This is a genomic window from Streptomyces sp. SLBN-31 (assembly GCF_006715395.1).
Classification (GTDB): domain Bacteria; phylum Actinomycetota; class Actinomycetes; order Streptomycetales; family Streptomycetaceae; genus Streptomyces.
Map to the genome: position 1 here is coordinate 3,789,533 of NZ_VFNC01000001.1, position 12,398 is coordinate 3,801,930.

Genomic DNA, 12,398 nt, shown 5'->3' on the forward strand with positions numbered 1-12,398 from the left:
TTGGCGGCGGGGTGCCGCGGCGTGCGCCTGCCGCTTGAATTCGTGGACGAGGTTCATGTGGAGCCGTACTGGCGGCGTGTGCTGCGTCCGCATCCGGGGCCGCGCTACCGCTTCCCTCCGGGACGCTGGTGCGTGGCCGAGTTGGAGAGCGTCCGGGGCCGGGAGTTCGCTGCCCTGCGCTCCCGGGGCCCAGTGCTCGTGGTGACGACCCTCGGTCGGGGCCCCGTATGCCCGCCTGGCCGTGTCCACCTCCGACTCGGAGGGTGACGCGGTCCTACTGCGTCAGGCCGTCGCTCAGGACCGGCAAAAAAGTTGAGCCGGAGGTCGTCAAGTAACTGGCGTAGTGGTACATCAGAAGTAGAGCGGATGGACGAGGAACGATGAAGGAGGGATGACAGGATGCTGATGCGTACGGATCCCTTCCGCGAGCTTGACCGGCTCGTCGAGCGGGTCTGGGGCACGGCCGCACACGTGCCGCTGGACGCCTGGCGTGAGGGTGACACGTTCTTCGTGGAGCTGGACCTGCCGGGCGCTGACGCGGAGTCGATTGATCTCGATGTCGAGCGCAACGTCCTGACGGTGAAGGCCGAGCGCAAGCCGGCGTACGGCGAGAACACCGAGACGGTGGTCACCGAACGGCCCGCGGGGACATTCAGTCGGCAGCTGTTCCTCGGCGAGACCCTCGACCCCGACAGGATCGAGGCCTCCTACGAGGCTGGTGTGCTGAGGCTGCGGATCCCGGTCGCCGAGCAGGCCAAGCCACGCAAGATCGCCATCAGCGGCGGCAGCGACCGCAGGGAACTGGACAGCTGACGCCACAGCAACTCCTCTCTTCAAGGGCCTCGGGCATCAGCCCGGGGCCCTGACGCCGTCTTTGCCCCTTGGCCGTGCGGTGGCCCGGCCTCGCACCCGAACGGCGCCGGGGCGGGGGAGGGCCGAACAGCGCGGGCTGTGACCAGCGCAAGGAGTCCTCCACCAGCTCTCGGCGCTGCCATCCCGGCAGTAGGAAACGCCATGCGGTAACAGTCCCTGGGCGCTCTTCCGCCGCCGGGTCGGCCGAAGGGGCCGCGAGGACTCCCCGGCGCTGCTGCCCAGTGTGCCCTTGGCCGCATCGACTTCACCTGGCGGGCCCTGCCCGTGATCCACCCGGTCAACCATCCGGTCGACGGCGAGCGGCGGCATCGTCATCCGCGCCGACGCCGGGCAGCCCTGCTGGGCCACACACCGTCACCGAGGTCGTGTTCTACGGAGCCCACCACCTCAACGGGCAGACCCGAACCGGCTGGAGCGTCATGGGCACCGCCCCGGCCAATGGGCGGGGGTCTCCCGTGCTCACGCCGCAACGGCGAGGACGACGAGGAGGCCGCGTCCGGGACTGTCATGAGGTTCCCGGCCCGCGGCCCACATGCCGAACGACACGGCCGCGCCACCCGACAACTTGACATGAGCCTACGCAGGCGGAGCACGCCGGAACGCCCCCGCCCCCCAGGTCGTCTCGCGGCCGATCACAGTCGCTCCTGCCCCGCTCCCTTATCGGTGTCGGACAGCCCGCGGCCCGCGGCAGCGTGTGCGCATACGTTGGCGGACACACAGCTTCGCGGCGGACTGCTCGGACTGCTCAACCGCGGCCGCCAGCGCCGCGGCCGCTCCGGTGCTGATGCCGGAGAGGCCGACCAGCGGGCCGCTGGCCTCGGCGGGATATCGCACCGTTACAGTGACGGTCAGCCGCAGAGCGTCGGGCCGGGAGAAACCTTCGCCGACCACCCGCCTGCAGCGCTGGGAGCGCATCAGGACTGGGCAGGGCCCTCCGGCTTCCCGCTCTCCGCGTCGAACACCTTGGTGAAGGTGGCGCCGCACCGGCAGTGGGAGTGCTCGATCAGTTCTCCGTCGGCCGACACGCTCAGCCCTTGACTGAGCCGCACGTGCACATGATCACCCATGAGGAGCTGCCTTCCTCGACATTGTCTGGTCTGGTCATCGTGGAGGCCGACCGGGCAGGTCTTCAATGCCTCAGCTCACATGTGGGCGCCGATGGTGCAACCCTTCCGGGTCCGCCGCAGTGCCCGGGAGATTGGGGTGAGGAGCCCTGACACAACAGCGCAGGCCCGCCGGCTTGCGGCCGCGAGTGAGCGTGCGGCATCAGCGCGGTGTGCTGCTCGGGACGATGGCCGTCCTCGGCCGGGGCGCTGGTGCGATGTGCCGCGGCGTCACCGGGCAGCGGCACGGGCCGACGCGCGCCACCAGCTCCACCCATCGGCGGCCAGCGCTCGCAGGAAGGAGCGCCCTGGGGCACGTATCCATCTCGCCAGACTTGACAAGAGAGGACTCAAGTTTTATCTCAGAATAGGAGGCAGGAGAGCAGGAGATACCAGGTCAGTGTAGTAAGGAGGTGGCCGGAGGTGCAGGCGCCGGAGCCGGAATCGGACCTGTACGCCGTGCTGGGAGTGCAGCGTTCAGCCACGGCCGAGAAGATCACCTCGGCCTTCCGCGCCCGGGTGCGGGAACTGCGCGCCGACACCCGCGTGGACCCGGACACCACCGCACGGTTCGGCGACGCGCGGGCTGCGTACGAGACGCTGCGCGATCCCATCCTGCGGGCGGCCTACGACCAGCGCCACGAGCGCACGGTGCCTGCACCTGATCGGGGTGCTGTCCCCACCGAGCCCGTGCGGCCGACACGGCGGTACGCCGTGGTGCTCGGGGAGGTGCGCCCCGAGCCGCCACTGCGTGCGGGACCGGTCCGGTGGACCCCCGGCCGGTGAGAAGGAAGAACCGGTGAGACGACAAAAGAGGTGAGGACGAGAAGGGAGGGGCAGAGATGGCACGTGCGGTTGGTATCGACCTTGGCACGACGAACTCGGTCGTCTCGGTCCTGGAGGGCGGCGAGCCCACCGTCATCACCAACGGCGTGCGCCAGCGAACCGCTCACGCCCGGTCTGAAGGACGTCGCCGGCAGCCTCGAGGAGCAGCTCGGCTCGCTGGGTGTCACCTCCTTCGGCGAGGTGGGCGACCCGTTCGATCCCGCCTGCCACGACGCCCTCACCCACCACGTCAGTGCCGCCGCGGACGGCGTGGTGTGCTCGGCGATCCTGCGTCCCGGCTACCGGCTGGGCGAGCACCTGCTGCGCCCGGCGAGTGTGGAGGTCACCGGACCGGCCCCGCCCGCGAGCAGCGCGCCGGCGGCGCGGCGCGGCGGACACGAGTCATGCGCCCGCCCGGACAAGCCGCCGTTACCCCCAGCGCTCAGGCCGGCATCCGTACCGTCCGTACGCTCGGACGCCATCAGCCACTCCCGCAGGAGATCTCCGGCCGACGACGGCGGCGGCCAGGACCAGCCGAAGGACGGGGGACGGCGGGACGGTGGACGGGCACCTGACCTCCCCCTCACTCGCTTTGCGACCCACCGGGGCAAAGAGCCGAAGAGAAGGGTGGTTGCCACATGACCCTGCGACGCGAAGCCTTCCTCGAGCAGGTGAGGGAACGCGGCGAGTACGAAACGGAACACGAAGCCGACCGGGCGGCGCGCGTGGTCCTCGCCCTGTTGGGTGCGCACCTGGTAGGCGAGGTGCGCGCCCAGCTGGCGGCGCGCTTGCCGGAAGACTTCGCCCTGATCCTGCTCAACCCCCTGCAAAGCGCCGAGCCGCTGACGCCGGAGCGGTTCGTCCGCGCGACGGCAGCTTGGATCGAGGGAGCCACCGAGCAGACCGCAGCCTGGGACGTCAGCGCCGTCCTGAGTACCGTCGCAGACGCCGCCGGCCACGACCTCATGGACCAGGTCCTGTTCCAGCTCCCGACAGGCTACGACCTGCTCTTCGGCCTCCCTCAGCCCACTTGAGTGTGGCCGCTCGCCGCCGTGTCCCTGGCCACCGGCCACCGCCGCTGTGCAGCGTCCGCCGGGGGGCAGGGCCGACCGGACGGCGGCCGCGCGGGTCCGCGGCATCGACCGTCCGGTCGTGTCCCGCGCGATACCCGCCGCGGCCGCCGTGAGCGCGCCTGCGACCGGCACACCCCCGGCGGGACGCTGCCGGCGCCGGTGGCCCGGCTGGGGACGTGTCTGAGTGACGTGCGGTGGTGAGGCGCCGTCAGCTGCGCTGGGTGTGCGGCGCGCTCATGCCGGTTCGGGCCTTCTCCGCCTCCGCCGCGCGAGTGGCGGCACTGGCGGCCAGGGCCAGCAGGGCGGCTATCGCTCCGGTGATGACGTTGTTGACGACGGTCTTGGTGGTGCTGACGTCGCCTGCCACCACCCAGGGCGCGACGATCGTCCACAGGCCCAGGGCGCAGGCGCCCCACGCCATGCTGTGGGTGCGTTCGTAGGCCCGGCCGAACCCTCCGCTCATGAGCAGCGCGTAGGCGATTCCGACGAGCAGGTTGGTGACGGCGAGCGTCGACAGAGTGTTGAAGCCGGTGATCCACGGGGATGCGGCCAGATAGATGCCGGTGAGGAAGGCCAGAGTTCCGACGGCCTGCCCCTGGGGGGTGCTGGTGGCACGCTCGGCCATCTCGTGACGCTCACGCATTTCGATGATGTCCGGGTGCATCTCCATGGACGGCCGGGAAGCGGAAGTGGACATAGCTCTGACCTCTTTGTCTGACGTGCGGGCAGAGGCGTTCATGCGCCCTCCAGCCCGAGGAATTCGTGGTGTCTTGCCTGGGCCGGGTGACTGCTTATGCGTTCTTCACACCTATTCACATGAATTTAAGTTGGAGGTCACGGATGAGTGTAAAGACGGCCTTTTTGGCAAGCGTCGTGGCCGGGTCGGGTACAGGCCGCGGCCGCTGTGGCGGACAAAACCGGGAGCAGGGCGGGGTCTCCCAGCCTCCGTAGAGGGCTGCAGGATGGGGATGTCGAGCGGCCGGATCGGACATATGTGGTCAGGGTCCAGTCTCAGGAACACCTCGTCGGCCTCATGCAGCAGCCTGACTCAGGTCTGCGGGCACGCGGCGGAGAATTCCGCCCCAGGACCCCTTATCGAGTGTGAAGGCACAGACGTCGGCCTCCACGTCACACTGGCGATCACCCATACTGAGCGTGGCATCAACGCAAGCCGTGCTCTTCTCCGTGCTGACCGAGTGTTGTCCGCCCATCGGGCCGTCCTGACTCAGGCGTTTTCTGGCTGGGCTCCGCGAGTGCGGCGGGCTCGGCCGTCGCGGTGACCGTCTGCGGCTGGTCGATCGACTCGCTTGGACCACGCGGCGGATTCGCGCTCACCGCCGCGGCCGCCGCGGCGATGACTTTCCAGAGCCTCGCCGGTCTGCATCTACTGAGCGCACCCGAGCGGCAGTTGACAGCCGTGCAGACGACGCGAGACTGACGCCGTGCGTGAGCGGTGTCCCGCTGCGGCGGGCGTCGCCCACGGATCGTCGCAAGAATGGGCAGGGGACGTCTTGGCATCGGGACGGCCACTGCCGCCGCATTGCCGAGACGGTCCGACGAAGGCCGACCGGCGACAACGAAGAGGGGTTGCCAGCCATGTCACTCGCCCGCGTCCACAACTTCTCCGTCTCGCTCGACGGCTTCGCCACCGGTGAGGGGCAGAGCCTTGACGCGCCGTTCGGCCACGCTGGCGAGCGGCTGCACGAGTGGATGTTCACCACCCGGTTCTGGCACGACATGGTCGGAAAGCCCGGAGGGACCGCCGGCCTCGACGACGCGTTCGCGCGCCAGTTCGCGCCCGGAATTGGCGCCGAGATCATGGGCGCCGGGAAGTTCGGCCATCCCGGATGGCACGAGGACCCGGAGTGGAAGGGGTGGTGGGGGCCCAACCCGCCGTTCCACACGCCCACCTTCGTCCTCACCCACCACGCGCGCGCGTCGATCGAGATGGAGGGCGGCACGACGTTCCACTTCCTCGACACCGAGCCCGCCAAGGCGCTTCAGACGGCCCGCGAGGCCGCCGGCGGCCAGGACGTGCGCATCGGTGGCGGTCCCACGGTGATCCGTGCCTTCCTCGCCGCCCGGCTCATCGACCACATGCACGTCGTGGTCGTGCCGATCCTGCTCGGCCGAGGCGTCCGCCTCTGGGAGGGACTGGAGGACCTCGACAAGGACTACCGGATCGAGTCCGCCGCCTCGCCGAGCGGGGTCACGCATGTGACGTTCACCCGAGCGGGCCTCTGACTGCCCTCCTGTCCCGCCCTCTGCCTGGCCGGCTGTCCGGCGTCTCATGCACCGCGAGCGTCCCTCGCAGGCAGCACGCGAGGTCACGCCCGCGGCCGTGACGGTTCGGCCGGCTCCCACCGGTACCGCGCGCGTCGCATGTCCACCCGCGCCCCGCGCATCGGCGTGCCCTCCGCGAGCAGCAACCCAGGCGCCTGGCCCCCGTGGCAGGTCGCGGGGCTGCCGTCGGCGCGGACCACGCGCCACCACGGCACGCCCTCACCGAGCAGGCTCATCGCCCGCCCCACCTGCCGCGCACCGGCGCCGATGCGCTGCCCGACGTCTCCGTAGGAGGCGACGCTGCCGGCGGGAATGGCCGCCACCGCCTCGCGGACCTCTCCGACGATGTCCATGCCCACCTCGCTTCAGCAGGGCGCCGGATAGGTGATGCGCCCGTTCTCGACGTGAGCGCACTCGTTCAAGGACGCCGGGTTCGTCACCGTGGCCGACATGATGTGCGCGACCTCCGCCCCGGCCACGATCAGGGCGTCGGTGATGAGCCGGCGGTGGCACCGCCACGGCACGGCCTCGCTGCACATGATGACCGGTCGGCCGTGTTCGGCCAGGCCGAGCAACTCGTCCAGGCCCTGCCGGAACTCGCCGGTCATCATGTAGTCGGCGTAGTCCCGGAACGCCTTCACCCGCCACGCTCCGTTGACGCTCTCGACGCCCTTGGGGGTGTGCCGCCGGCCCCCCAGTGCCCGGATCCACCGGTACTCGATGGTCCGGGGGAGTCCGTCGACGATCGCGTCCTGGTTCCACTGGGGGAACGTGCGCGAGGAGGGGTACGAGCGGACGTCGACGAGATGGGTGATGTCGTTGGCGCGCAGCATCGCCAGCACCTCGTCGAAGGTACGGGTCGAATGCCCCACCGTGCAGACACGGTTCGCCATCCTGGCCCTCCCTTCCACCCCGGCAGGGCTTCTCTGGCCGCCGTGGCGCAGTCAGCGTCCGGCCGTGGCCTCGGGTACCCGGTCCGGGGGAGCGAGAACCACGCAGCAGCGGCCCGGACGGGTGCCAGCACCGCCCGCTCGGGTGACTGCCCGCCGCCTTCGAGCGGGCCCTGCACCAGGTGCAAGTTGAGCCAGCACGCCAGCACGCCAGCACGCCAGCACGCGAGTTCGCTGTGCTCGCGGGCGAGTCGGTGGAAGGGGCAGGTGCGCAGGTGGATGCCGCCCTCGGCGGTCACCGCGGGCTCGTACCCGCAGCCGCGCAGCGGCGCGGTCAGGTCGGCGCCGCCCGTCGACCGGCCGGCCGATCGCGCGGTCTCGGCCACCGCCTCCCCCACGGCCCCGAAGCCGTCGGTGACGACCGTCTGGGCCAGTACCCCGGCCAGCAGGCGTAGTCGCGGGGCGGCACGCTGTTCGACAGCTCCTGGCCCGTTCGCGCGTAGCGCTTGGCGCACCGGCTCGCACCCGGTGCGTCGCGTCGTGCGCGTAGCTGATGGCCAGCAGGCCAGGCGCCAGGCCACGGCCTCCGACATCCCCGGCTTCTGTCCTGCCGGGACCTGGACGAAAGCGCCAGCGCCGGCAGCAGGTTGAGGATCGCATCAACGCCATCGAGTAATTGGTCGTCGGGTGTGTACCAGGCGAGGAACTCGGCGTTATCGGCTTCAGGACCATGCTCGGTGTCTCGGAACAGATCGCAGCGCAGCAGGACACGATTACTGAGCTCGAACTCGGGTTGTCGTAGCCGCTGACAGGGCTTGGTCCTCGCGGTACGCGTTGTCATGAGGTACGCGCAGGGCGGGGGTTTGTCGGACGAGCCTCGGCAGTTCCGTGAGGGGATCCGGATGAGGGCGGCCGAGGGGTTCGCCCGGTACGAGCCCAGCTCGGTGATCGCGAAGGAGTTACGGGTCAGCTTGGTCGGTGCAGCGGTGGCGGCGGGCCTGGGACAAGGGTGGTCCGCGAGCTCTGCGGTCGGCCGGCTCGGTGTCGCCGCCGAGGTTGAGCGAGGCCCAGTTCGCGCACCTGGGGGCGGAGTTGGCCAAGGGGCAGGTCGCGCACGGCTGGCCGGATCAGCGGTGGAATCTCTCCAGGGTCAAGACCGTGATCGGCCGTCGGTTCCACAAGAGCTACACCCTGCAAGGGGTGCGCAGGCTGCTGATACGGCACAGCTTCTCCTGCCAGGTGCCGGCCAGACGGGCGGTCGAGCGCGACGAGGAGCAGGTCACCGGCTGGGTGAAAGAGACCTGGCCGCAGTGGAAGGGCCGCGGCGGCGCTCGGGAATGGATCGTCTTCGAGGACGAGTCCGGTTTCTCGATGACGCCGCCGGTTGCACGTACCTGGGCCCGCGGCCGCACGCCGGTGATCCTGGTCCGTCGCCGGTCCCGTCGGCGGATCTCGATCGCCGCGCTGGCCTGCTACTGAGATCATTCGCAGTGCCCCGGCCTTCAGGCCGGGGGTGAGGCGAAACTTGTGGTTGCGATGCGAAGCGTCGCGGTTTCGTTCCTGCGGAGCCGGACCCCGCTTGGCGATGGTGACGGATCATCCCCATTCTCATGACGACGTGGGGTTGACTTGCCTAGTGTGATCGTCATGCAGCTCCGGTACGCCTTCAGGCTGTACCCCGACGCCGCTCAGCAGGCCGCGCTGGCCAGGGCGTTCGGGTGCGCACGCGTGGTGTTCAACGACGCCGTGCGTGCCCGCGAGGACGCCCGTAAGGCCGGAAAGCCGTTCCCGACGGCCGGGCAACTGTCCACCCGCTTGATCACACAAGCGAAACGGACTGCGGAACGGGCCTGGCTGGGCGAGGTCTCCGCGGTCGTTCTGCAGCAGTCTCTGCGGGATGCCGAGGCCGCCTACAAGAACTTCTTCGCCTGCCTCAAGGGCACCCGGAAGGGGCCACAACTGGGCCCGCCCCGGTTCAAGTCACGCAAGGACGCCCGGCAGTCGATCCGGTTCACCGCCAACGCCCGCTGGAGCATCACCGACGCCGGCCGTCTGAACCTGCCGAAGATCGGTCCGGTGAAGGTGAAGTGGTCCCGCACCCTGCCCGCCACGCCCACCTCCGTCACCGTCATCAAGGACGCGGCCGGACGGTACTTCGCCTCCTTCGTCGTCGACACCGACCCCGCCGCCGACCAGGCGCGCATGCCCGAAACCGACCGCACCATCGGCATCGATCTCGGCCTGACCCTCCCCCAGAGGGGGTACCCCCATCGCGGTCCTCTCCGACGGCACGAAGATCGACTCCCCGCGCTTCCTGCGGCGCGCGGAGAAGAAGCTGAAGAGGGCCCAGCGGGAGCTGTCCCGCAAGCAGAAGGGATCCAAGAACCGGGCCAAGGCCCGTTTCAAGGTTGCCCGTGCCCATGCCAAGGTCGCTGACGCGCGCCGTGAGTTCCACCACCAGCTCTCCACCAGGCTGATCGCCGAGAACCAAGGGATCGCCGTGGAGGACCTGTCGGTGGCGGGACTGGCTCGCACGAAGCTGGCCAAGTCCGTGCACGATGCCGGGTGGGCATCGTTCCTCGGCATGCTGGAGTACAAGGCACAACGCTACGGCCGCACCCTGGTCAGGATCGGCCGGTTCGAGCCGACCTCCCAGACCTGCTCCACCTGCGGCGTCAAGGACGGACCCAAACCCCTCAACGTCCGGGAGTGGACGTGTGCCGCCTGCGGCGCGGTCCACGACCGGGACCACAATGCCGCGATCAACGTGAAGACGGCCGCCGGACTGGCGGTGACGGCCTGCGGAGCGCCGGTAAGACCAGGAGCCATCCCGGCACAGCGCGAAGAAACAGGAAGCCACGGATTCCCGACCGGAAACCGTGCCGCATAGCGGCACAGCAACCGGTAGAGAAGGCCAGAATCCTCGGGCTTCAGCCCGAGGAGCATGTCAAAAACCCGGTCAACGCTCGCGTCTGATCTACCGGCCGCGCCGCGACGACGGACGGCGCGACGGACGCAAGAGCTTCGCCTGGACCGACTACCGCGACCTGCTCGTCACCGCCCATCAGCAGCTCGGCGGCCCCATCGTGCTCATCTGGGACAACCTCAACGTCCACCTCGCTTACGGGATGCGGCAGTTCATCGCCCGGCAGGACTGGCTGAACGTCTACCAGCTGCCCTCCTACGCACCAGACCTCAACCCGGTCGAGGGCGTCTGGTCGCTGCTGCGGCGCGGCTGGCTGTCCAACATCGCGTTCACCACCCCCGAACACCTCATCCAGACGATTCGACACGGGATGAGGAAGATCCAGTACCGCTACCGCCCCCACCTCATCGACGGATGCCTCGCCGGAACCGGACTATCCCTCACCCCAACGACTTCATGAATTCAACCTCAGTTGTGACAGGACTGGCAGGGCATGGGCGGACCCCACGCCTCGCGCCCTGGTCAAGGGGCCGCCCGTCTGGCTCGGCTCCATCGCGGCCGGCTGGGTCAACTCGACACAGCGGGCAGCAAAACGGCGCTCGCAGCCCTGCCCGCCGAACTGCACCGTCACCGCCCGAGATCAGCCCGCCGTCGATCACGGCTCGTCCGAGCCGTGATCGACGGCGGGCCCGGCAGCGCGGTAAGGCGCTGCGGGGGTGGCGGGCTCTGCTCGGCAGGGGGCTACGGCAGCTTCACGAACGGCGCCAGGAAGGCGCGGGCGCCCGGGGTGTCCAGGCGGTACGACACGTTCGTCGCGTAGCACGGGCCGTCGCCGGTGATCGTGGTGGCCGCGAGCATGTTACGGCCGCCGATCAGGGCGAAGTTGGGGCCGCCGGAGTCGCCGTAGCAGGCGCCGCCGTTGCCCTGGGGTTCGGTCATCGCCAGGCGGACCCACGCGTCGTTGAGGGCGTCGAAGGTGACAGGCGCCTTCATCCGGACACCGCCGCCGGGTGGGTCTGGCCGCCGGGGCCGCGCTGGGCCTCCTGGGTGCCGTATCCGGCGACGAACCAGTCGGTGGAGTTCAGCGACTGTGGGCCGAGCGCGCCGAGCTGGTTGGCGGTGGGCAGCGTGGCTGGGGTGAAGGTCCAGCGGGCCTTGACCTTGGTCGTGGGCAGCTCGATCACCGAGATGTCGTGCGGGTCGGACGCGGGCCCGGGGTAGTCGGGATGGCTGTGCGCGGTGCCCTGCACGGCGACGGTGCCTGCCTGCGCGGCCGGATCGCCGGGGTACTTCTTCGCGGCGGCGTCGAGGCCGGCCTGCACGTCCTGGTCCAGGGACACGTAGAACTTCACGTTGTCGGGCCAGTCGGTGGTGCAGTGCGCGGCGGTCAGGAACGTGTCCGCGTCGATCATGGTGCCGGAGCAGACCCAGTCGACCCGGTCGGGTGTCGTGGGGTCGCCGTCGTTGTCCCAGGTAGCGACGAGCGCGCCGACCTCGGTGCGCTCGGGTGCGGGTGTCGCGTTGTACGAGTTGATGGCCGAGGACGGCAGCGCGGTGGCGAGCACGGCGGCACAGGCCGCGGCGGTGACGGCGGAGGCGCGTAGGGCGGTCAAGAGAAACCCTTCTACTGACGGGACGGGTGTTCTCCTGTGGGGGGGAGCAGCAGCGCCAGTGAAGCGCTCTGCAGGCCGCAGCGACAAGAGCACGCCCGCCTTTCCAGGGTTTTCCCTATGTACGGGCTATGGGGGGCAGCTCGCCGCGCGATGCGGCCGAACACCCTGAGGGCAAACCGACTTCGACCAGCCACGCAGCAGCAGTGTGCTTTCTGGTCTTCGCGCAGGGCGGCTACCTGTCGTGGCTGGAGGTCTGTTCATGGAGCGACGACATCCAGGTGACACGGGCCTCCGCGTGTCACTGGCTGCAGCCACGCTCTTGATCCCGAACGGCGAGCGTCCAGCGGTCTCCGATCTATACGACGCCAGGAGCCGACCGACATCACGAGTTCAAGTTCAGGTTTCCGGAGCTGCGCCCCCGAAGGAAAGCGCGGACAACATCATGGTGTCCGCTCAGCCTGGTCAGACCCTGACCTACCATCTCGCTATTCCCGCAAACCAGGCGCCCGGGACGTACTGCTACCACGACCATGAAATGTGCACCAGGGACGGCGAGTCGGTGCCGGGGATGGAGATGTCCTCTGCCCCTCAGCGAAGGCTCGCGGTGCGGCCCTGTTGGACGCTCAGCGTTAATGGGCCATGTGCAGCGATGGTCCGCTGACGTGAGGTCCAAGGGGCGGTCCGGAGACTGTTGTGGGCCAGCTTCGCCTACGACATCTGAGGCCAGCACCGGTCAGTCAGGGTCCGTGCTGACCGACGTGGCGGGAGGCTGCAACAGCACACCCTCGGCCGCCGCACCTGGCCGGCTGTCG

14 protein-coding genes and 2 pseudogenes are annotated in these 12,398 nt (G+C 69.6%); 10 read left to right on the forward strand and 6 right to left on the reverse strand.

Features of this window, described 5'->3' with window-relative positions:
- The first annotated feature begins 399 nt into the window (after nt 1-399).
- Nucleotides 400-813, forward strand: a complete 414-nt coding sequence (locus FBY22_RS17535) for an Hsp20/alpha crystallin family protein (protein ID WP_142146630.1) — start codon at nt 400-402, stop codon at nt 811-813.
- Nucleotides 814-1,787: 974 nt separating this feature from the next.
- On the opposite strand, the gene FBY22_RS44180 is transcribed toward FBY22_RS17535, so the two are convergent.
- Nucleotides 1,788-1,940, reverse strand: a complete 153-nt coding sequence (locus FBY22_RS44180; RefSeq protein ID WP_174267167.1) for a hypothetical protein — start codon at nt 1,938-1,940, stop codon at nt 1,788-1,790.
- A 459-nt stretch (nt 1,941-2,399) separates the two neighbouring features.
- Between FBY22_RS44180 and FBY22_RS17540 the strand changes: the two genes are divergently transcribed.
- The 4 genes and pseudogenes from FBY22_RS17540 to FBY22_RS17555 all read left to right on the forward strand — a co-directional run bounded on the left by FBY22_RS17540 (nt 2,400) and on the right by FBY22_RS17555 (nt 3,835).
- Nucleotides 2,400-2,762, forward strand: a complete 363-nt coding sequence (locus FBY22_RS17540) for a J domain-containing protein (RefSeq protein WP_142146631.1) — start codon at nt 2,400-2,402, stop codon at nt 2,760-2,762.
- Between the two features lie 56 nt (nt 2,763-2,818).
- Nucleotides 2,819-2,923: pseudogene (locus tag FBY22_RS17545) on the forward strand (Hsp70 family protein); the annotation flags it as partial.
- Between the two features lie 13 nt (nt 2,924-2,936).
- Nucleotides 2,937-3,443 (forward strand): nucleotide exchange factor GrpE, encoded by a 507-nt coding sequence (gene grpE, locus FBY22_RS45025; protein WP_399211478.1) that lies wholly within the window; start codon nt 2,937-2,939, stop codon nt 3,441-3,443.
- The gene (locus FBY22_RS17555; RefSeq protein WP_142146633.1) at nt 3,440-3,835 is read left to right on the forward strand and encodes a DUF2267 domain-containing protein; all 396 of its coding nucleotides are present in this window, start codon (nt 3,440-3,442) and stop codon (nt 3,833-3,835) included. Before grpE ends, FBY22_RS17555 begins: the two co-directional genes overlap by 4 nt.
- A gap of 247 nt (nt 3,836-4,082) precedes the next feature.
- Here the strand turns inward: FBY22_RS17555 and FBY22_RS17560 are convergent, their stop codons facing one another.
- Nucleotides 4,083-4,544 (reverse strand): SPW repeat protein, encoded by a 462-nt coding sequence (locus FBY22_RS17560; RefSeq protein WP_142147771.1) that lies wholly within the window; start codon nt 4,542-4,544, stop codon nt 4,083-4,085.
- 926 nt (nt 4,545-5,470) lie between these two features.
- Between FBY22_RS17560 and FBY22_RS17565 the strand changes: the two genes are divergently transcribed.
- Nucleotides 5,471-6,118: a dihydrofolate reductase family protein gene (locus tag FBY22_RS17565; RefSeq protein WP_142146635.1), complete on the forward strand. Its 648-nt coding sequence runs from the start codon at nt 5,471-5,473 to the stop codon at nt 6,116-6,118.
- Nucleotides 6,119-6,201: 83 nt separating this feature from the next.
- Here FBY22_RS17565 and FBY22_RS17570 read toward each other — a convergent pair whose 3' ends face one another.
- Both FBY22_RS17570 and FBY22_RS17575 read right to left on the reverse strand, forming a co-directional pair.
- Nucleotides 6,202-6,510 carry an MGMT family protein gene (locus tag FBY22_RS17570; RefSeq protein WP_142146636.1) on the reverse strand — a complete coding sequence of 103 codons (309 nt, stop codon included), beginning with the start codon at nt 6,508-6,510 and terminating at the stop codon, nt 6,202-6,204.
- Nucleotides 6,511-6,522: 12 nt separating this feature from the next.
- The gene (locus FBY22_RS17575; RefSeq protein WP_142146638.1) at nt 6,523-7,050 is read right to left on the reverse strand and encodes a DUF488 family protein; all 528 of its coding nucleotides are present in this window, start codon (nt 7,048-7,050) and stop codon (nt 6,523-6,525) included.
- A 1,089-nt stretch (nt 7,051-8,139) separates the two neighbouring features.
- Between FBY22_RS17575 and FBY22_RS45030 the strand changes: the two genes are divergently transcribed.
- The 4 genes and pseudogenes from FBY22_RS45030 (at nt 8,140) to FBY22_RS17595 (ending at nt 10,433) form a co-directional block, all read left to right on the forward strand.
- Nucleotides 8,140-8,526 (forward strand): winged helix-turn-helix domain-containing protein, encoded by a 387-nt coding sequence (locus FBY22_RS45030; RefSeq protein ID WP_260844906.1) that lies wholly within the window; start codon nt 8,140-8,142, stop codon nt 8,524-8,526.
- Nucleotides 8,527-8,694: 168 nt separating this feature from the next.
- On the forward strand, nt 8,695-9,483 hold the full coding sequence (locus tag FBY22_RS45950; protein WP_399211481.1) for an RNA-guided endonuclease InsQ/TnpB family protein: 789 nt from the start codon (nt 8,695-8,697) through the stop codon (nt 9,481-9,483).
- Nucleotides 9,377-9,937 (forward strand): annotated as a pseudogene (locus FBY22_RS45955) (RNA-guided endonuclease TnpB family protein); the annotation flags it as partial. The gene FBY22_RS45950 and the pseudogene FBY22_RS45955, both read left to right, overlap by 107 nt.
- Complete coding sequence (locus tag FBY22_RS17595) at nt 9,927-10,433, forward strand: transposase (protein WP_142146640.1); 507 nt, start codon at nt 9,927-9,929, stop codon at nt 10,431-10,433. The pseudogene FBY22_RS45955 and the gene FBY22_RS17595, both read left to right, overlap by 11 nt.
- 281 nt (nt 10,434-10,714) lie before the next feature.
- Here FBY22_RS17595 and FBY22_RS45035 read toward each other — a convergent pair whose 3' ends face one another.
- Together FBY22_RS45035 and FBY22_RS17600 are read right to left on the reverse strand one after the other, a co-directional pair.
- Nucleotides 10,715-10,966: a hypothetical protein gene (locus FBY22_RS45035; protein WP_260844907.1), complete on the reverse strand. Its 252-nt coding sequence runs from the start codon at nt 10,964-10,966 to the stop codon at nt 10,715-10,717.
- Nucleotides 10,963-11,586 carry a S1 family peptidase gene (locus tag FBY22_RS17600; RefSeq protein WP_260844908.1) on the reverse strand — a complete coding sequence of 208 codons (624 nt, stop codon included), beginning with the start codon at nt 11,584-11,586 and terminating at the stop codon, nt 10,963-10,965. Before FBY22_RS17600 ends, FBY22_RS45035 begins: the two co-directional genes overlap by 4 nt.
- Nucleotides 11,587-12,398: the final 812 nt, after the last annotated feature.

Coding starts and splice junctions, on each gene's coding strand:
- FBY22_RS17535 (WP_142146630.1), top strand. CDS start 400: ATGCTGATGCGTACGGATCCCTTCCGCGAGCTTGACCGGCTCGTCGAG.
- FBY22_RS44180 (WP_174267167.1), bottom strand. CDS start 1,940: ATGGGTGATCATGTGCACGTGCGGCTCAGTCAAGGGCTGAGCGTGTCG.
- FBY22_RS17555 (WP_142146633.1), top strand. CDS start 3,440: ATGACCCTGCGACGCGAAGCCTTCCTCGAGCAGGTGAGGGAACGCGGC.
- FBY22_RS17560 (WP_142147771.1), bottom strand. CDS start 4,544: ATGGAGATGCACCCGGACATCATCGAAATGCGTGAGCGTCACGAGATG.
- FBY22_RS17565 (WP_142146635.1), top strand. CDS start 5,471: ATGTCACTCGCCCGCGTCCACAACTTCTCCGTCTCGCTCGACGGCTTC.
- FBY22_RS17570 (WP_142146636.1), bottom strand. CDS start 6,510: ATGGACATCGTCGGAGAGGTCCGCGAGGCGGTGGCGGCCATTCCCGCC.
- FBY22_RS17575 (WP_142146638.1), bottom strand. CDS start 7,050: ATGGCGAACCGTGTCTGCACGGTGGGGCATTCGACCCGTACCTTCGAC.
- FBY22_RS45950 (WP_399211481.1), top strand. CDS start 8,695: ATGCAGCTCCGGTACGCCTTCAGGCTGTACCCCGACGCCGCTCAGCAG.
- FBY22_RS45035 (WP_260844907.1), bottom strand. CDS start 10,966: ATGAAGGCGCCTGTCACCTTCGACGCCCTCAACGACGCGTGGGTCCGC.